Genomic DNA, 19,376 nt, shown 5'->3' with positions numbered 1-19,376 from the left:
CATTCCCCTTATAAAAACCTTTTTCCTAAACTAGTACGAAATCCGAAATATACTATGTAATAAAACATAACATGCATTATAAAAAAACCATTGCACCGTTTTTTATGCCGTTTTAACATGTAAATTACAATTACGACAAGGAGCTGGTAGTGATGAAAAAAATAGAAGCAATCATTCGTCCCGAAGTTTTCGGTGCTGTTAGGGACGGACTGGCACAGGAAGGAATTGCAGGACTAAGTGTTTCTGAAATAGCTGGCTGCGGAAAGCAATTAGGTCGGACTGGGTTATTTCGTGGAAATACCTATGAAATTGAATTTTTGCCAAAGTTGAAATTAGAAATGATTGTTGATGATGAAAAAGTAGATCCTATTGTAGAAGTTTTATTACGTGATGCAGCAACCGGCAAGGTTGGAGACGGAAAAATCTTTATTTATCCAGTAGAACAAGCAATTCGTATCCGCACAAAAGAAGTCGGATCGATTGCTGTAGAATAAGGGGGCACATATATGGATGAAGTAATATTATCTGTAAATTTAGTTTGGGTAATGCTCGGTACAATTTTAGTATTCTTTATGCACGCTGGTTTTGCGATGGTTGAGGCTGGCTTTACGCGTTCAAAAAACGCAGTCAATATTATTATGAAAAACTTCCTTACTATTTCACTTGGCGGTATTGTCTATTTTCTATGTGGGTACGCAATTATGTTTGGTGATTCTGCTGGCGGTTTCTTCGGTACAAGTGGCTTTGCTTTAAATGGTGTAGATGATCTTTCCTTCTTTATCTTCCAAACGATGTTTGCAGCAACTGGAGCAACAATTTTATCTGGAGCAGTGGCGGAGCGTACTAATATCTTTGCTTATATCGGCGTTATTATTCTCATGTCATCACTTGTTTATCCTGTTGTTGGCCATTGGGTGTGGAGTGATCAAGGTTGGTTAACAGATCTTGGCTTTGTTGACTTCGCAGGATCTACCGCTGTTCACTTAACAGGTGCAGTTGCGGCACTTATAGCAGCAGTCATGGTCGGTCCTCGTTTTGGAAAATATGAAAATGGTCGTGTTAACGTTATTACAGGACATAGTATCCCATTAGGAGCTCTAGGTGTATTTTTACTTTGGTTTGGTTGGTTCGGCTTCAATGGTGCTTCTACATTAGCCGCTGATCCTAAACTTGTTCCTATTGTAATCGCAAATACATTTTTCGCAGCGGCTGCTGGAGTTGTCGCAACTGCCTTTTATACGCAGTTTCGATATGGTCATATTGATGGCTCACTAACATTAAACGGTGCTTTAGCAGGGCTCGTAGCTATTACTGCCGGGGCTGCTAATGTTAGTATTATCGGTTCAATTATGATCGGCTTGATTGCTGCTCCCTTATTAGTTGAGGGTGTCCGCTTTATTGAATGGAAATTAAAAGTTGATGATCCTGTTGGGGCAATTGCTGTACATGGTATCTGTGGTACTTGGGGTACCTTAGCAGTTGGCTTGTTTGATATTGGTGGTCTAGGGTTATTTTATGGAGGGGGCTTTGGCCTATTAGGTGTGCAAGCGATTGGCGTTATTGCTACAATTGCCTGGGTTAGCGTTTCAGTAACAGCCGGTTTATTTATCATAAAAGCATTTGTGCCATTACGTGTTTCTTCTGAAGAAGAAGTCTCTGGCCTAGATGTCATCGAACACGGCGCTCCAGCTTATGAATTTCAGGATATTTTCAAAGGCTCTGCCGTACGAGGAGAAACATTTGCACATCGTTTAACTCATTTCGGTAAAACACACACCGTTGTCCAAGAAGAACATGTATAGTGTCCAGCAAGCTTTTATTCCTTCTCAATAAAGAACAAGAATGTGCATAAGAAGCAGCTTATGCACATTCTTGTTTATACTCTCTCTAGCTCAAGTAAAAATTCTTTCATCCCTAATCCACTACGAAAACCTGTTAGCTTACCATTTTTTCCAATCACACGATGACACGGAATAATCGCTAATATAGGATTGGCACCTATAGCACTACCTACTGCTCTTACCGCTTTCGGATTCCCAATGCGATGTGCAATGTCTGAATACGTTGCAGTTGCACCGTATGGCAGCTCCTTTAAGGCATCCCATACTGCTAGTTGAAATGGAGTCCCTTTGACATGTATCGGCAAATCAAATTCAGTAAGCTCTCCATTAAAATAAGCTGTTAATTGCTTTATATAAGGTTGTAACTTGACTTTATGTTCTTCAAAGCGATAGCCTTTAAATGGCTTTTTCGCCCACACTTCTACCTCGTCAAACGATACATTTGGTGTTCCGATATATACAAGACCTTCATCTGAGGCAACGATATACATAGTGCCCTGTGCATATGTTAGTGTATCTACATATAATACATCCATCCCCTGCTCCCCTTACATTCATAATGATCATCAAAATCTACAAAATGCAAAAAATGTAAAACGGCTGTAGCTCTCCATAATTTCATGCTACAGTTATTTTACTTACTATTATAAAGGAGTTCAACTATATGAATACGTTATACGAGCCTGCTATTCACCTTCAACAGGTCAGCTTTTCAGCTAATAACAAAACGATATTAAAAGCGATTACGGGGTCATTCCCTAAAGGCAAAATCACAACTTTAGTTGGTCCTTCAGGTGCTGGTAAAACAACTCTGCTCAAATTGTGTAATGGTCTATTAACGCCAACAGATGGTCAAATATTAATTGATAATCAATCTATTTCTACATACGAACCAACTACTTTAAGAAAACATGTAGGCATCGCTCTTCAAGCAGCACCCATGATAGCGGGCACAGTGTTTGAAAATCTTGCACTTCCTCGTTCGTTACAAGGAAAAAAACTGACAAAGCAAGAAGCCATTCAATATTTACAAGATGTTGGATTAGATCAGAGCTTTTTACAACGTCCTACAAATGGGTTATCAGGCGGACAACGGCAAAAGGTCTCTATTGCCAGAACACTTATTAATCAATCTTCTATTTTATTGTTAGACGAAATCACATCTGCATTAGACCGTCAATCCGTGCAGGAAATTGAGACACTTATTGCTTCTATCAATAAAAAATACAATGTCACAATGATTTGGATAACGCATAATTTACAGCAAGCATTAACAATCGGGCACTATACTTGGGTCATGATGGATGGCGAGCTAATTGAAACAGGTAGAAGCTCCTTACTAAACGCCCCTACAGATCCACGTGTCGCAGAATTTGTACAGGGGGTAAATGCATGACCTATATATCGCTTTCCCTAACATTAATTTTTGTTTTTATCCCACTGTTACTGTCCAAAACGTTAAAGCTTGGACTTGAAAAAGATACAATCCTTGCAACAATACGTTCCATTATTCAACTGCTTGCAGTAGGCTATATTTTAAAATTTGTTTTTGATGCCCAAAGCTATATGTATATTTTTCTTATGGTTGCATTAATGATCGTAGTGGCAACATTAAATGCACGCAAAAAAGGAAAGGGTATTAAAGGCATTACTTGGAAAATAGCACTAACTCTTATTGTAATAGAATTTGTTACACAAGGTGTATTGCTTGGCTTTAATATTGTTCCAGCAACTGCACAATATATTATTCCAATTAGTGGTATGATGATTGGCAACTCAATGGTATTATCTATTTTATTTTTAAATCGTTTTACAGCAGAAATTACAAGTCACCAAAATGAAATTGAGTTAATTTTATCCCTTGGAGGCACACCAAAACAAGCAATTCATCGACAGCTAATTAATGCGGTAAAAGCAAGTATGATCCCTACAATCGAAAGCCAAAAAACGATTGGTCTCGTACAATTGCCAGGTATGATGAGCGGCCAAATAATTGGTGGTGCAGACCCTATTCAAGCAGTGCAATTTCAACTCCTAATCATTTTTGCCCTTCTAACAACTGCGACATTATCGAGCATAATGATAGGTTTTTTAAGCTATCCTGCACTTTTTAATGAACGCATGCAACTACTTGAAATGAAATAATTGTTATAGTGAAATCAATATATATTTTCTAAATTATGTTATACTAAGAAGAAAATGCAGTGAGGAGAATGACCATGTTATTACGCGATTTTTTCATCCACTTATCTGAAAACCAACTATTAAATAGTTCTGCCAAAAAATACGGTCTAAAATTAGGAGCACAAAATGTAGTAGCTGGTACAAATATTGAAGAAACAATTGCAAGCATCAAAGAACTTAATGCACATAATATCTCTTGCACAGTAGATAATTTAGGGGAATTTGTTTCAACTGAAGAAGAAGCAACGAAAGCTAAAGAACAAATCCTTGCTGTTATTGAAGCTATTCATGAAAACAGTGTTAACGCACATATTTCGTTAAAGCCCTCTCAATTAGGCTTAGATATTGATGTTGATTTTTGCTACGACAATTTATATGAGATTGTAGAAAAAGCAGCAGCATATGATATATTTGTTAACTTTGATATGGAAGACTACGGTCGTTTACAAACTTCCTTTGATATGGTTGAAGAGCTATCCAAAACTTTTAATAATGTGGGTACTGTTATCCAATCTTACTTTTACCGTGCAAAAGACGATATCGAAAAATTCAAAAACTATCGTCTACGTATCGTAAAAGGTGCTTATAAAGAACCTGTAGAAGTTGCTTTCCAAGATAAATTAGATATCGATTTAAACTTCATTGAGTTAATCGAATATCATTTACTAAACGGTAAATTTACGTCCATCGCAACACATGACCATAATGTGATTGCTCACGTAAAACGATTTGTAGCAGACAATAATATTCCGCTCGATAAATTCGAGTTCCAAATGCTTTACGGCTTCCGTACAGATATGCAAAAAGAGCTTGCTACAGAAGGCTATAACTTCTGTGTATATGTACCATTCGGTGAAGATTGGTATGGCTACTTTATGCGCCGTTTAGCAGAGCGTCCTCAAAACATTAATCTTGTGACAAAGCAAGTATTTACGAAAAAAACGAACACAGTCCTTGCTGTAGCAGCAGGTGCATTCGTTCTTGGACGTTTAACAAAACGTAAGAAATAAGGTTTATATATAAAGAAGCCAGAAGCTTAATCGAATAAGCTTCTGGCTTTAGTTTTGGCTATTTAAAAGGGCTATACGGCGAAAATAACTTGTTACAATTTGTTCCTCTAACTAAAGTTGCTCTAATATTTACATAGGCAATTATCAAGCCTCTTTCCCCACTGCGTTCAGTTTAGAGCAGTAAGACTCCCTCCTCAAAATTCTGTAAAAGCAATGAATGTAGGCTGGAAGTTAACTGCCCGATTAGTGAAGAGTGATCATCAGCGGAGATGAAGAACCCCCACTGATTGAAGTTTCTCTTTATTCAACATGTAAAGCAATAGTTGAAACAATTGTTTCTGCTGCGTACTCCCATTTACCATCAATATAGCTTCCTAATTTTTGCCCAAGTTCTTGTATCATTTCTAGCGTAATCGGGATATCATTTTTTTCTGCTAATGCAGCAATAAATGGCGCTGATAAACTTGTCCATCCACCTCGATCAATTTTGATCTCCACTTTTTTTACTTCTCCGTTTTCTTTTTCAATATGGTAGTACAGCTGATCATCTGGACGCCAACTTAAATGATGGGAGATCTGACCATCTACTACTGTTAGTTCATTTTTTTTCGTAATAGCAGCTGGTTTCACATTAAATTCATGACCTAGTACATTTAGTTTTTTAATTTCAGGGCCGACTAATGCTGCCTGAACAGCTTTGTCCATACTATTTTGTAATGGGATAGATGTCTCTGTCTCAACTACTGGATCAACCATATCATCGCTTGCAGCAAAAACGGCTGAAGGATATGCGCTAGTCACGGCAAATGTTGTTGCTAATAATGCTGTTGAAGTAATTTTCATAATTTTTCCCATGATCATTTCCATCCTTCTTATTAAAATATTTATAGTTTTCTAAATATTATCATTAGTAGTCTAAAAATACAATATCCTAATATATTTTTTAAATGACAAAAGGCACTGAATTTAAAATGATTCAATGCCTTTTGACTATTTTTAATCCATATATTTTCTTAGGTATAAGGGTATTCACGATAGGTTCTTAAGCTACTTATTTATTCCAACCTTTTTCTTTAAAGCGGGCAATGGCTTCAATACGATTCCCAACATTTAATTTTTCTAAAATAGTGGAGATGTAATTACGAACAGTCCCTGCTGATAAAAATAATTCTGCTGCAATTTCTTTTGTCGTTTTTCCCTCTGCAACAAGTGTCAGCACCTGACTCTCACGTTCAGTTAAAGGATTTTCACTATCATCCTCGTAGACAAAATCAACCAGTTCAGGCGCATAAATTCTTTTGCCATCCATAATCGTGCGAATACCACTGACCAATTCTTCTATTGGACTATCCTTTAACAGGTAGCCTCGAACGCTAGCCTTTCTTGCACGCTCAAAATAACCCGGCCTTGCAAATGTCGTTAATATAATTACTTTACAATCGGAACCAGAGGAATGCAGCTCCTCGGCAGCATCCAGTCCTGTTTTCAATGGCATTTCAATATCCATAATACAAATATCAGGCTGATGCTCTTCTACAAGCGCCAATGCCTCCTCACCATTTTTTGCTAAGCCGACGACCTCCATATCATCTTCCATACTAAGTAAAGAACGAAGTGCGCCTAATAGCATACCCTGATCTTCAGCAATTACAATTCGTATCATGTCACAATCCTCTTTTCTATATGTTCTTCAGATTTTCTTTGACCTTCTGATGCGTAATCGCCACTGGAATCGACACCGTTAATGTAGTGCCCTCTGTACTTTCGATTTTAAAGGAACCGTTAATAAACTCTAAGCGTTCACGCATTCCCTTCAATCCGTTTCCTGTTTTCCAAGCTTGTTTTTTTGTGATGCCATGTCCATTATCACGAACTACTAAATATACTTCCTTAAAATTTTGATGGAAGGCTATTTCGCATTTTGTAGCACCACTATGCTTAACGACATTATTAACTGCCTCTTTTAAGCACATGGATAATACATTTTCTACAAGTGGTGGAACTTGCAGTTTATCTTTATCTCCATCAAATACGAATTCCATTTCGGCCGCCTTTAACATTTGAGAAATACGCATAAGCTCATCCTCAAACCTAGCTGTTCGCATATCTGATACTAATTCACGTACCTCTTTTAATGCGATACTCGCCGTTTGACGAATATCCTTAATCTCTGTTAGAGCCTGCTGTGGATCGCGTTCAATTAATCTTGAAGCTAAGTCACTTTTCAAGCCTATCATCGATAATTTTTGACCGAGCGTATCATGTAAGTCACGAGCAATACGTTGTCTTTCCTCAAAAACAATTAACTCAGCTATTCGTTCATTAGCAGTCTCAAGCTGACCCTCTAAATTTTCACGTTTATTTTTTGAATAAATCGTTAGTGGCATAAGCACCACTACTAAAATCGTTAAAACAACAAATGGTAGTTGTGATAAAAATAATTGCAGCTCAACAAAGAAGCCAATACCTGTCGAAATAACCGTAAAGCCAATATGTAATCCATATATAATATAGAAGCCAACCGGTCTACGAATATTTCCTATAAAGAAAGCTGTAAAAATTGATAAATACACATAACCATACAATATAGTCATAACGATATTAATGACCATCTCAAAACTAATCCACATATAAACTAGACCGCTTTTCGAATTCATGGAAAACCGATAGAAGATAAAATAGAGCATTAAAAATGTAATCCCTATTGATATGTCAATATAAGATGATTTTCTAAAAATGAAGAAAAACGGTAGAAAACAGAAAATAATCCATAAATATATACTGAGCATCGGACTATTCGGAATAATACTATGCCATTTCCTCATCATAATCTCACGCTCTTTCCTACTTTTCCCTCATTATAACAAGAAAATTAATTTTATGCCTGTACATGGTTATCAGTGTATGAGCCATATTGCAATAGAAAACTCATTTATGTAAAACAGCCATCCCTTAGAAGAGATGGCTGAAAAAAATTTTTACTAAGCAGCAAGACTACCTCTTGCTTTTCGTTTGATTATTTCATTAACGTCTTTAAAGGATACAAACTTGCCTTGATCTTCATCATATAACTTGAAGCGTAATGATTCTAAGCTTTTACGTAATGTAATAGTCGTTGCAGTGTGTAATGGCGGTATTTCATTATGCGCTTGTTCAAGATTATAGTTCGGCACACGTGGAGCTAAATGATGTACATGGTGGAAACCAATATTGCCTGTCATCCATTGTAATAGCTTCGGTAATTTATAATACGAGCTACCTTCAACAGCAGCCTTTACATAATCCCACTCTGATTCATGCTCAAAATAAGAATCTTCATACGTATGTTGGATGAAAAATAACCAAATGCCAAGAGAAGCAGCAACATACAACGTTACAACATGCACTAATACGAATGCTTGCCATCCCATAAAGTAAATTAACGCAACACAAATTCCCGTAATGACTATATTTGTTAAATAAGTGTTAAAACGTTCTTTCTGTTTAGCGTCATTACGATTACGACGGTTTAAAATTAACACCATAAACAGTGGTCCTAAGCCAAACATTACGAATGGATTACGGTAAAAACGATACCATAAACGTTGTCCTTTAGATGCTTGTAAAAACTCTTCCACTGTCATCATATCAATATCACCAATACCACGCTTGTCTAAGTTCGAGCTAGTTGCGTGGTGAATTGTATGCTCACGCTTCCATTTTTCATATGGGAATGATGTTAACACTCCAGTTACAAAACCAACCCAGTCGTTTGCTTTTTTACTTTTGAAAAATGAACCGTGTGTACAATCATGGAAAATAATAAATGTTCTTACGACAAAACCAGCAGAAATTACACTTAAACCAACTGTTAACCATGGTGAAATATCCACCAACATATATGCAGCTACCCATAGAGCGATTAACGGTACAATCGTATTGACCATTTGAAAAATACTTTTAGCTGTATCAGATTTCGCAAATGGTGCTACATCCTGGCGCAGTTTTTTTGTTTTTTCTTTATCTGTTGCCATCGTTTTACTCCCTCGTTTCCTTTTTCTTATGACCTCATCATAAAACATGAGTGTAAACTAGCAACAGATGCAAACATCATAAAAAGGATATGACATTTGTCATACCCTTTTTATGCTTTTGGTCCAGTTAAATGTAGCTGATAAAACACAAGATCTAGCCATTGTCCAAATTTAAAGCCCGCATTTTTAATTGTCCCTGCATATTCAAAGCCTAATTTTTCATGTGCTTTAATGCTGCCCATATTTTCACCATCAATGCCAGCTACGAGAGTCTTCACACCTTGCTCTTCTGCAATTCGAATAAGTTCATGCATTAACTTCGTAGCAATACCCTTTTGATAGTGATCTTTATGCACATACACTGAGTGCTCCATAGTGTGTTTATAACCAGGGTATGGACGGAACTGACTATATGTTGCAAAGCCGGCTACTATGCCGTTTTCATCAAAGATAAGGAGAGGATTGCTAGATGCTTGCTGCTCCTTAAACCACTGCTTTTTTTCTTCTAACGATTGTGTCTCATATCGATAAACAGCTTTGCTCGTTAAAATAATGTCATTGTAGATGGCTAAAACCTCGGGCAAATCTTTCTCTTCCATTAATCGAATCATCATACTCACTTCCTTTTATTTAAAGACTTAAAGTGCACTATTATAAATCAACACTCTACCTTTCTCTTCCACAGAAGTTGTTTCCATCCTGATTAATTAGAAGGCTCTGATTTCCGCTACGGGCTACTCGCTTTGTTGCTGTCGCTTCGCCTTCGCACAGATAAAACATTTGTTGCTGACGCTTCGCTTTCGCGCAGATAAAACATTTGTCGCTGTCGCTTCGCTTTCGCACAGATAAAACATTTGTTGCTGTCACTTCGCTTTCGCACAGATAAAACATTTGTCGCTGTCGCACAGATAAAACATTTGTTGCTGTCGCTTCGCTCTCGCACAGATAAAACATTTGTCGCTGTCGCTTCGCTTTCGCGCAGATAAAACATTTGTCGCTGTCGCTTCGCTTTCGCGCAGAGCAAGGCTTCCTGCGGGCGGGAGTCGAGTAGCCCTACGCTACAATCAGTTAATAATGGGCACACATTAGCAAAATAGTAACAAAAAATACTTTTAACGCTCAATAATAATCCCATTCCCCCCTATACAAAACACCTGCATTTAAAACACTTTTTTAGCTCACCACCATAACGTAAGGTTAATTTCCATTCCGACTGGGACGTTCAGCTTCACTCCAATCAACTTATGCACATGGCCTACGTTTCAAACAAAATATCATCCCACTTTCGGTGATGAACCTCTTTTTTCAACTTTACACATTAAAATATCGAGCATCCGGATGTGCAAAGACAATCGCAGACACAGAAGCTTCTGGCTCCATCATAAAGCCTTCCGTTAAATGAACACCAATGTCCTCCGGTTTTAATAAACCGAACAATTTCTCTTGATCTTCTAGGTTCGGACATGCAGGATAGCCGAATGAGAAGCGCTGTCCTTGATATTTTGCCGCAAAACGATCACGCATTGTAAAATCTGTCGCATCTGAGAAGCCCCACTGGTCACGAATTTCTTGGTGCATACGCTCCGCAAAGCCTTCCGCAAGCTCAAGCGCTGTAGATTGTAATGCATGGCTTTCGAGGAATTTCCCTTCTTCTTTTAGCTGACGAGCCTTTGCCATGACACCTTGTCCTGCCGTTACGACCATTAAGGCAATATAGTCCATTTCACCACTTTCGACTGTTTTTAGGTAATCCGCGAGACATAAAAACGGTTCAATCTGCTGTCGCGGGAAGGTAAATCGTTCAATTTCCGTTTTACTATCCGCTGGATCATAAACGACTACATCATCCCCATCTGCTTGCGCAGGGAAAAACTGATACATACCTGATGGCTTCAATAGATCCCCTTGCAAATAATCATCGACTAAGTCTTTTAATTCTGTTGCTCTTGCATCTCCAGCATCAAGTAATTGCTGAACTTGCCCCTTTAAACCTAAGTGATGTCCAAGTAATGTCCGCATATTAACATATGGATATAAATGCGAAACAGCATATTCTCGCTTTACATGGCGTCGCAAATCAGCCGGAAGAAAGACAGAAGCTTCTTTTACCGTGCGTGCAGGCTTTACAGTTACTTCTTTTGCAGGACGAGCCGCTCTTTTTTCGTCTGCCTCTAAGCGTTTTTTCCGTGATTCCTCAATTTCAACTAAGAAGTCAGCTCGTGTATCTGTCCCCATTAACCGATTCGCCTGCTCTAATCCTTGCATCGCATCCTTTGAATAAATGACAGGTCCATTATATTCGCCGGCGATTTTCGTTTCAGTAAAGCGACGAGATAATGCCGCCCCTCCTACTAAAATCGGTACGTCAATACCCGCTTCCTTGAAGTCCTGAGCTGTAATAACCATTTGCTGTGCTGATTTTACAAGTAAGCCAGAAAGCCCAATGAAATCTGGCTTTTCCTTACGAATGGCTTCAATTAATTGGGCAGGTGTTACTTTAATGCCCAGATCAACAACCTTATAGCCGTTATTACTTAAAATAATATCGACTAGGTTTTTCCCAATATCATGCACATCACCTTTTACAGTAGCAAGTACCATTTTCCCCTTACCAGTACTCTCTTCATTTTTCTCCATAAATTGTTCTAAATGTGCCACTGCTGCCTTCATAACTCCTGCTGATTGCAATACTTCCGCTACGATTAGCTGATTATCATTAAATAAGCGACCAACCTCAGCCATTCCATTCATTAATGGTCCATTAATAATATCTAGTGGCATTTCGAAAATTTCACGAGCAGCATCTAAATCCTCAATAAGTCCTTCCTTTGTACCTTCTAAAATATAGTAAGCCAAACGACCTTCTACCGTTTTCGGAATATCTTCCTCCGTTTTTTCCTTCTTTTTATCACGATAGAAATCCGTGAAGATTGCTAATGTTTCGTCATTTGTATTAAAGAGTAATTCATTGGCTAGCTTAATTTCCGCCTCAGGAATAGATGCATAACGTTCCAGCTTTTCGGTATTAACAATTGCATAATCTAAACCAGCCTGTGTACAGTGATATAAATACACAGCATTTAATACTTCCCGACCTACAGGTGGTAATCCGAATGAAATATTACTTACACCAAGCACTGTTAATGTACGTGGCATTTTTTCTTTAATAAGGCGAATCCCTTCAACTGTTTCAAGTGCTGAGCCAATATACTGCTCATCTCCCGTACCTACAGGGAACATTAATGGGTCAAAGATGATATCCTCAGGCGCAATACCCCACTTTTCTGTTAACAAATTATAGGATCGCTCAGCAATCTCTAGCTTGCGGTGTCGATCAACCGCCATGCCTTGCTCATCAATTGTACCCACAACTAAAGAGGCACCATATTTTTTCACTAACGGTAAAACTGCATCAAAACGCTCCTCGCCATCTTCTAAGTTAATAGAATTGATGATAGCTTTCCCTTGAGAAAACTTAAGTGCTTCTTCTATTACTTTTTCATCTGTCGAGTCAATAACAAGAGGTACTTTTACTTTTTTTACAACCTCTTGCATAAAACCTTGCATATCAGCTAATTCATCGCGGTCAGGATTCGCTAAACAAATATCAATAACATGTGCTCCATTTTTCACTTGGGCACGAGCGATTTCAGCTGCTTCCTCAAACTTTCCGCCAATAATTAAATTTTTAAACTTTCTAGAGCCGATTACATTTGTACGTTCCCCAATAAATAATGGACGCATGGAATCGTCGTACACTAATGGCTCGATACCTGATACTACATGACCATGCGTTGCAACTGGTAATTGGCGAGGCTTTTCGTCCCTTAGCACCTCTCGAATTGCTGCAATATGTGCTGGCGTTGTACCACAGCAACCTCCGACAATATTCAGCCAACCCTTTTCTGCAAAACCTTTTAATTTCTGAGATAACGATTCAGGCGACTCATGGTAGCAACCTTCCTCATCAGGTAAGCCCGCATTCGGATAACAGCTAATATAGCCAGTTGAAAGCTCTGCTAATGAGCGAATGTGGTCAGTCATAAACTCTGGTCCCGTCGCACAGTTTAAGCCAACTGATAACGGCTTAATATGCTCAATAGAAATGTAGAAAGCATCGATTGTTTGACCGGCAAGTGTCGTGCCCATTGGTTCAATTGTTCCCGATATCATCACAGGGAGCTCTTTTCCAGTTGCTTCAAAAGCACGAGATACTCCTAGAGTCCCCGCCTTAACATTCAACATATCCTGACTTGTTTCTAGCAATAGAACGTCCGCCCCAGCTTCGATTAATGCCTTGGCCTGAACATAAAAGTTTTCCTCTAACTCATCAAATGTAATACCACCTGTTACCGACAAGGTTTTTGTAGTTGGCCCCATAGCCCCCGCTACAAAACGTGGCCAATCGGATGTTGAAAACTCATCTACTACTTTGCGCGCAATTTCCACAGCACGTTTATTGATCTCTTCTGCCTTCGCGCCAAGATCATATTCGTTTAGTACAAGCGGTGTTCCACCAAATGTATTTGTACAAATAATATCTGCTCCAGCCTCTAAATATTTTCTATGAACTTTTTCAAGCACATCTGGTCTAGTTAGCACAAGATTTTCATTACAGCCATCGTATTCCTCGCCGCCAAAATCGTCCGCTAATAAATTTTCATTTTGTAGCATTGTACCCATTGCGCCATCAAGAATTAATATTCGTTTCTCTAGTTGTTCTTCAATCAAGTGCTTAGCCATTTATACTTACCCCTTTTTTCTGTTCATCCAATTGCTCAATATATTTCATCAATTCAAGTGTCATATCATAGCGCAGAAACGGTGTGATAAGATAAATACCATTGAAATATTCCGCCGCTACTTCCACTAATTCCTTGGCAATTGCAATCCCTTCTAGTGTTGCGCGTTCCTTATCATCACCACAAGCCTTCATACGCGTTAACGCATCATCTGATAGTTTGATGCCTGGTACTTCATGATGTAAAAACTCCGCACTTTTATAGCTTGTTACTGGCATAATACCTATATATATTGGTGTTTCTAAATGCTTTGTCGCCTCGTAAATTTCCACGATTTTTTCCTTTGTATAAACAGGCTGTGAAATAAAATAATCTGCCCCATGTTCAATTTTCTTTTCTAATCGAGACACAGCACGATCCAGTACACGTACATTAGGATTAAACGCTGCCGCTACAGAGAAATTCGCCTTTTTACGAAGTGGTTTCCCTGAGAACGATACACCTTCATTTAACTGTTTTATTAATTGGATTAGTTCCATTGAAGATACGTCATAAACGCTAGTCGCCCCTGGGAAATCACCTACCTTTGTCGGATCTCCAGTAACCGCTAAAATATCATGAATCCCAAGTGCATTTAATCCCATTAAATGTGATTGAAGACCAATTAAATTACGATCTCGGCATGTTATATGTGTCAATGGGCGTACCCCATGGACTTCTTTTAATAGGGCACCCATCGCAATATTACTAATCCTTGGCGATGCCAGTGAATTATCAGCCATCATGACTACATCTGCGCCAGCTTTATATAATTTTTCGGCACCTTCAATAAAGCCTTCAATTTCTAAATGTCTAGGAGTATCTAACTCCACGATAACTGAGCGTTCTCGTTTTACTTTTACATGTAATGGCTCATAACTTGGCGGCTCTGCCTCACGTAAAACTGCGATTTTTTCTGGCTTTGCGTGCTTTTCCTCAACTGGAGATAGCGCCTCTAAATACTTTTTCACTGCGGCAATATGTTTGGGTGTCGTACCACAGCAACCACCTATTAAACGCACTCCCTGATCACGAAGTGCTACAGCTGCTCGCCCAAAATAATCTGCCTCAGATTCATAAACGACACGGCCATCCTCCAAATCAAGAAGAGATGCATTCGGATACGCTGACATAAATGCCTTTTCAGGAAGCTCTACACCTTCAAATGCTTGAATAGTATGGTGCGGGCCTAAGCGACAGTTAACACCTACGATATCAGCACCTAGCGCTTCAAGTTTATGTAAAGCGGCGTTTAAACTCATTCCATTTTGCAAAATGCCTGGTTCGTGCATAGAAACTTGCGCAATAATCGGTAATTTCGTTTTAGCTCGTAGCATTGTTAAAGTTGCTGTCAGCTCTTCAAAATCATAATAGGTTTCAAGCAAAAGACCATCTGGATTTCCCGCAAGTAAAACAGTTGTTTGCTCTTCAACCGTTGCTAGAATTTCCTCTAACGTTGCATCACTCTTTCGAATACCACGGATTCCTCCAATAGTACCCAAGACAAATTGTCCACCATCTGCCGCCGCTCGTTTGGCAATCGTAATAGCAGCTTCATTAAACTGCTGCACACGTGATTCTAATCCATAGCGAGCTAATTTTATGGCATTAGCTCCATAAGTGTTTGTTTGAATAATGTCGGCTCCAGCTGCTATATACTCTCTATGAATCTTTTCAATTAATTCTGGTCTCTGAACATTCATTTCCTCATGGCAGTACTCCAAGCCATAGCCGTACAAAACCGTACCAATTGCACCATCTGCTGTAAGAACATTCGTTTTTAACTTTTCAAGCAATCCCATAAAACTAGCCTCTCTTCCCTTATCTTTAAAATAAAAAAAAAGCCTTCTTTCAAAAAAAGAAGGCTTTAACGTTTCGTAATTGTTTTCCTTCTCATCTTCGACACATTGGTCTTCTGGATTTAGCACCTGACAAAAAGTTGGTTGCTGAAGCTTCATAGGGCCAGTCCCTCAGCTTCTCTTGATAAGAATGTAGTATGAATTTTTTAAATAATTAAAAGAATCATATCGTTTACGAACGATAGAGTCAAGACTATTTCACTGAACAAAAGATATTTTCTACGAAAAAAATATTATATTTTGATTTTTATCAAACAATTACAATAGTTTTTCAGCAAGTTCCTCACCAATTTTTTTCCCGTTTTGAATACAAGCACCTATGCCTACTCCAAAATAAGAGCATCCTGCTATTAATAAATTGGGATAGTTGTTCTCAAGCTCTTGCACTAGACCTTGCAACGCCTCACGATGTGCCAAGTCATACTTCGGCATTTGATCAATCCATTTTGTCACATCGACAACAGTTGGTTTTTCCTCAATCCCCAAGCTTTTTCTAACATCCTCTAAGGCTACAGCTGCTAATTCTTCATCTGTCATCATACGCAATCTCTCATACGCAGGGTTAATGCTCTTATAAAAAAGTCGTACAAGTAATTTCCCTTCTGCAGAGGTGTGCTTCCACTTGCGACTTGTCCACGTTGCTGCATTACATATAACATCGGAATTATGTGACACAATATAGCCTGTTCCATCTGCTGGTAATCTATGATCGGGTACGTCAAATCCTAAATAAATCGTAATGGCTGATGCAGTATTGAATTGACCAAAATAGCGGTTCAATGATTCATCTTGCAATAAGTTTTGTACCGAATCGTTAGGAAGTGCTAAAACAACATGATCTGCTTCAATCATTTTATCGTTTGCTAAAGTAACGATATATTGATTCTCCTGCTTTTTAACACTAGTCGTAGCAATTCCTTTCACAATTTCTACATCTGTTAAAGATTCTTCAAGTCGTTCAATTAGTGACGATAAACCATTTTTAAATGAAATAAATTTTTTATTAGCAGCTTTCACAAATTGCTCTCTGTTTGCATCGAAACCTTTAATAATACTACCGTAATCATTTTTATAATCGATTAAATACGGTAAAGTGGAAGCAATTGAAAGTTGATTTAAATCTCCCGAATATACACCTGCAAGTACTGGTGCTATTTGATTTTGGACAAGCTCCTCACCTAAATAATACGTTAAAAATTCCCCAATAGAGCTTTCCTTTGTAAACCCTTCATTTGGCATTGTTAAATCCTTTAATGCTGCTTTTTTCCCTTCTTCCGATACAAGTGTGCTTTCCTCAAGAGATGATAAGCTCATTGGAATACCGAACGTCGAGTCTGTTGGGATAGCATGTAACTCATTATTTGTATAAATATACGAAATACCAGTTTCGTTATAAACAAGATTCTGTTTAAAATCAAGTTCCTCTACTAACTCTAAAACACCTTTATGACGTGCAACAATGGAATCTGCTCCTGTTTCCAGGATAAAGCCTTGTTCATACGCTGAGTGTAGCTTGCCACCTAGATATGTATTTTTTTCAACGAGCACAAGCTTTACATCTAGGTTTTTCTCTCGAATTTGACGTTGCAAATAATGCATTGTACACAATCCTGTAATTCCGCCACCTAATACAACAACTGTTTTCATGTTAAACCGCCCCTATTTTTAGTTCTTTATTCAGTATAAACTTTTTTACCTAAAAATTACGCAAAACACTTTACAAATTTAGCAAAAATGGAGCTACCCAGCATTTGGGATAGCTCCATTTTTTTCATTACTATATATTATGTAGAGATCATCAAAAATACTTTTGCGTCATTTCTTCAAACTTTATGAAAACACCCATCTAACATACCCTAGACTCATTGGACTCTATATATTAATAGTTGATATAGTGTTTTTTATATTAATTAGTTTAGATTTTGGGCAACGTTCGCTAATTTTTCAGCAGAACTCGTTACTTCTTCAAAGGCAATACCTAATTCATTGAGAATTTCTGCTATAGCTAGAACATCTTTTTCCATACAATCATTTTGTTCTTTAGCTTCAGTCATAGAATCTAATATTTTGGTAAATTGTCCTTCTGTTTGTACCATATTTTCTTCCCCAGATTCGACCTCTTCTTGTATATTACTAAGGGAATGAACAAGTTTATCAATCCGATCATTCGTTTTGTGTAATAACGTCGCTACAGAAGTAACAGATTCTTTTGTTTGAATCGATAATTTTCGAACCTCATCCGCAACAACACTAAAGCCTTTCCCCGCTTCTCCAGCACGAGCCGCTTCTATAGCTGCGTTTAAAGCTAACAAATTTGTTTGGTTCGCAATATTCGTGACAACACTCATGATAGATTCCATTTCCTTTGACATCTCAGTCAACTGTTCAGTATTTTCCGTTATATCATTAAGAGAATGAATAATATTATTCATATTTTGTGATTGACTTTTTAATTGTTCCCGACCTTCTAATGCCTGATTCTCAGCCATCGCCGACACTTGAATTGACTTTTTGGCTAATAGTTTAATTTCATCTGATTGTTTACTTAAGCGCTGAAATGAGTTATTTGTTTCTTGAGATATTGTGGCAAGACCCTCTGAAGATTCTATTATTTTCTTCTCCACAACTTCTTTCTTTCGTTCCATCGTTTCCTTATGCTGCTCAACAGTGTTCTCAAATGCTTCTAGAACCAATTGTTGCTCAAAATTAGAAATCTTCGAAATAGCTCGAATTGTACTGAACTGGTCCTTTGGATGAGTTATATACTGCTCAACTAAATCAATAAATGATACCGTCAAATCTTGAAATGCACAAATATACCATTGTGTTCTTAGACCTATATGTACATGTACCTTTGCAATTTTAATTCGTCTAAGATAAAACTCTTCATCAATGATCCCATTAAACATTTCGATAATATGCCGACGTAGTGTAACCTTCAATTTTTCTACAGAACTATGTCTATTAATAATATCTACTAAGTCACGTTCAGTTACAATCATTGAGTAAAACCTGTCAACAATACCATCAATATTATCCATAACAAATGGTTGAAAGGCTTTTAAATATTGTAAATCCTGCTTTGTTAAATTTAGCATTTCAATTTGCTTTACCATTGACTGGTGATTTGGTACATCCATTTTTACAATGTATTGTTGCAAATCTAGCGCCGTTGTCTTTCTCTGTTTTTGAAAAATCACACATTTTCCTTCTTTCATAACGTGAACTTTTGCAAGGCTGAGGAAAATCCATTCCGTTTACAAAAATATTAGAAAACACGCTCTTATTTTCGATCATATACAACAGATTAATATACCGAAATAACACCAAATGAGCCAAAATTATTAACCGCTGTTTCAAAATCACTCAATATACCTTATACATTTTATAAATAGCTGTCAATTTCTTATGCTCATTTATTTAACATAAATTGCATAAAAAGTCCTTATCATCGAACTAATTGCTCAGAAACATAAAAAGCTACCAATATACTATTTGGCAGCCAATTTATATCATCTTTTGTTACTCATGCTTATTTCTTCTTGTTTTTGTTTGTCGAAATTATCTCGTCATTATATTAGTATTTATACAATGAGTAAAAACTAACGATATATACCTATTATAAAACCATAAATAAAGACCTTTTAACCAAGTGCCAAAACAGAATAATTGAATCGAAATACCCGTT

16 protein-coding genes and 1 riboswitch are annotated in these 19,376 nt (G+C 37.6%); of the genes, 5 read left to right on the top strand and 11 right to left on the bottom strand.

Annotated elements, in window-relative coordinates; translation table 11 throughout:
• Window positions 1–152 precede the first annotated feature (152 nt).
• Together ACB089_RS02175 and ACB089_RS02170 are read left to right on the top strand one after the other, a co-directional pair.
• Window positions 153–494 carry a P-II family nitrogen regulator gene (locus ACB089_RS02175; protein ID WP_068986411.1) on the top strand — a complete coding sequence of 114 codons (342 nt, stop codon included), beginning with the start codon at window positions 153–155 and terminating at the stop codon, window positions 492–494.
• Window positions 495–506: 12 nt separating this feature from the next.
• Window positions 507–1,802 (top strand): ammonium transporter, encoded by a 1,296-nt coding sequence (locus tag ACB089_RS02170; RefSeq protein ID WP_374965112.1) that lies wholly within the window; start codon window positions 507–509, stop codon window positions 1,800–1,802.
• Between the two features lie 74 nt (window positions 1,803–1,876).
• Here the strand turns inward: ACB089_RS02170 and ACB089_RS02165 are convergent, their stop codons facing one another.
• On the bottom strand, window positions 1,877–2,377 hold the full coding sequence (locus tag ACB089_RS02165; RefSeq protein ID WP_374965110.1) for a methylated-DNA--[protein]-cysteine S-methyltransferase: 501 nt from the start codon (window positions 2,375–2,377) through the stop codon (window positions 1,877–1,879).
• A gap of 128 nt (window positions 2,378–2,505) precedes the next feature.
• Here ACB089_RS02165 and ACB089_RS02160 point away from each other — a divergent pair, with 128 nt between their 5' ends.
• From ACB089_RS02160 to ACB089_RS02150, 3 genes are all read left to right on the top strand, one after another.
• On the top strand, window positions 2,506–3,237 hold the full coding sequence (locus ACB089_RS02160; protein WP_374965108.1) for a phosphate ABC transporter ATP-binding protein: 732 nt from the start codon (window positions 2,506–2,508) through the stop codon (window positions 3,235–3,237).
• The gene (gene fetB / locus ACB089_RS02155) at window positions 3,234–3,986 is read left to right on the top strand and encodes an ABC transporter permease (protein WP_068986415.1); all 753 of its coding nucleotides are present in this window, start codon (window positions 3,234–3,236) and stop codon (window positions 3,984–3,986) included. Before ACB089_RS02160 ends, fetB begins: the two co-directional genes overlap by 4 nt.
• 74 nt (window positions 3,987–4,060) lie before the next feature.
• Entirely contained in the window at window positions 4,061–5,035 is a 975-nt protein-coding gene (locus ACB089_RS02150) for a proline dehydrogenase family protein (RefSeq protein WP_374965106.1), read from the top strand.
• 300 nt (window positions 5,036–5,335) lie between these two features.
• Here ACB089_RS02150 and ACB089_RS02145 read toward each other — a convergent pair whose 3' ends face one another.
• The 10 genes from ACB089_RS02145 to ACB089_RS02100 all read right to left on the bottom strand — a co-directional run bounded on the left by ACB089_RS02145 (window position 5,336) and on the right by ACB089_RS02100 (window position 18,888).
• Window positions 5,336–5,890: a methyltransferase gene (locus tag ACB089_RS02145; protein ID WP_374965105.1), complete on the bottom strand. Its 555-nt coding sequence runs from the start codon at window positions 5,888–5,890 to the stop codon at window positions 5,336–5,338.
• A gap of 196 nt (window positions 5,891–6,086) precedes the next feature.
• On the bottom strand, window positions 6,087–6,698 hold the full coding sequence (locus ACB089_RS02140; RefSeq protein WP_368638141.1) for a response regulator: 612 nt from the start codon (window positions 6,696–6,698) through the stop codon (window positions 6,087–6,089).
• A 16-nt stretch (window positions 6,699–6,714) separates the two neighbouring features.
• Window positions 6,715–7,722: a sensor histidine kinase gene (locus tag ACB089_RS02135; RefSeq protein WP_374967647.1), complete on the bottom strand. Its 1,008-nt coding sequence runs from the start codon at window positions 7,720–7,722 to the stop codon at window positions 6,715–6,717.
• A gap of 294 nt (window positions 7,723–8,016) precedes the next feature.
• Window positions 8,017–9,048, bottom strand: coding sequence for a fatty acid desaturase (locus ACB089_RS02130; protein WP_374965103.1), 1,032 nt, complete (start codon window positions 9,046–9,048; stop codon window positions 8,017–8,019).
• Window positions 9,049–9,158: 110 nt separating this feature from the next.
• Window positions 9,159–9,659, bottom strand: coding sequence for a GNAT family N-acetyltransferase (locus ACB089_RS02125; RefSeq protein ID WP_374967646.1), 501 nt, complete (start codon window positions 9,657–9,659; stop codon window positions 9,159–9,161).
• 116 nt (window positions 9,660–9,775) lie between these two features.
• Window positions 9,776–10,183, bottom strand: coding sequence for a hypothetical protein (locus tag ACB089_RS02120; protein WP_374965102.1), 408 nt, complete (start codon window positions 10,181–10,183; stop codon window positions 9,776–9,778).
• 176 nt (window positions 10,184–10,359) lie between these two features.
• Window positions 10,360–13,791 (bottom strand): methionine synthase, encoded by a 3,432-nt coding sequence (gene metH / locus ACB089_RS02115; RefSeq protein ID WP_374965101.1) that lies wholly within the window; start codon window positions 13,789–13,791, stop codon window positions 10,360–10,362.
• The gene (locus ACB089_RS02110) at window positions 13,784–15,631 is read right to left on the bottom strand and encodes a bifunctional homocysteine S-methyltransferase/methylenetetrahydrofolate reductase (RefSeq protein WP_374965100.1); all 1,848 of its coding nucleotides are present in this window, start codon (window positions 15,629–15,631) and stop codon (window positions 13,784–13,786) included. The genes metH and ACB089_RS02110 overlap by 8 nt, the downstream gene beginning before the upstream one ends.
• 88 nt (window positions 15,632–15,719) lie before the next feature.
• A riboswitch (SAM riboswitch) is annotated at window positions 15,720–15,819 on the bottom strand.
• A 127-nt stretch (window positions 15,820–15,946) separates the two neighbouring features.
• Entirely contained in the window at window positions 15,947–17,335 is a 1,389-nt protein-coding gene (locus ACB089_RS02105; RefSeq protein WP_374965098.1) for a protoporphyrinogen oxidase, read from the bottom strand.
• A 263-nt stretch (window positions 17,336–17,598) separates the two neighbouring features.
• Entirely contained in the window at window positions 17,599–18,888 is a 1,290-nt protein-coding gene (locus ACB089_RS02100) for a protoglobin domain-containing protein (RefSeq protein WP_374965096.1), read from the bottom strand.
• Between the last annotated feature and the right edge of the window lie 488 nt (window positions 18,889–19,376).

The sequence above is a fragment of the Lysinibacillus sp. RS10 genome, from assembly GCF_041956855.1.
GTDB lineage: Bacteria > Bacillota > Bacilli > Bacillales_A > Planococcaceae > Lysinibacillus > Lysinibacillus xylanilyticus_A.
Note: the sequence above shows the minus strand (reverse complement) of the source record. Positions and strands in the feature narration are given on the sequence as shown.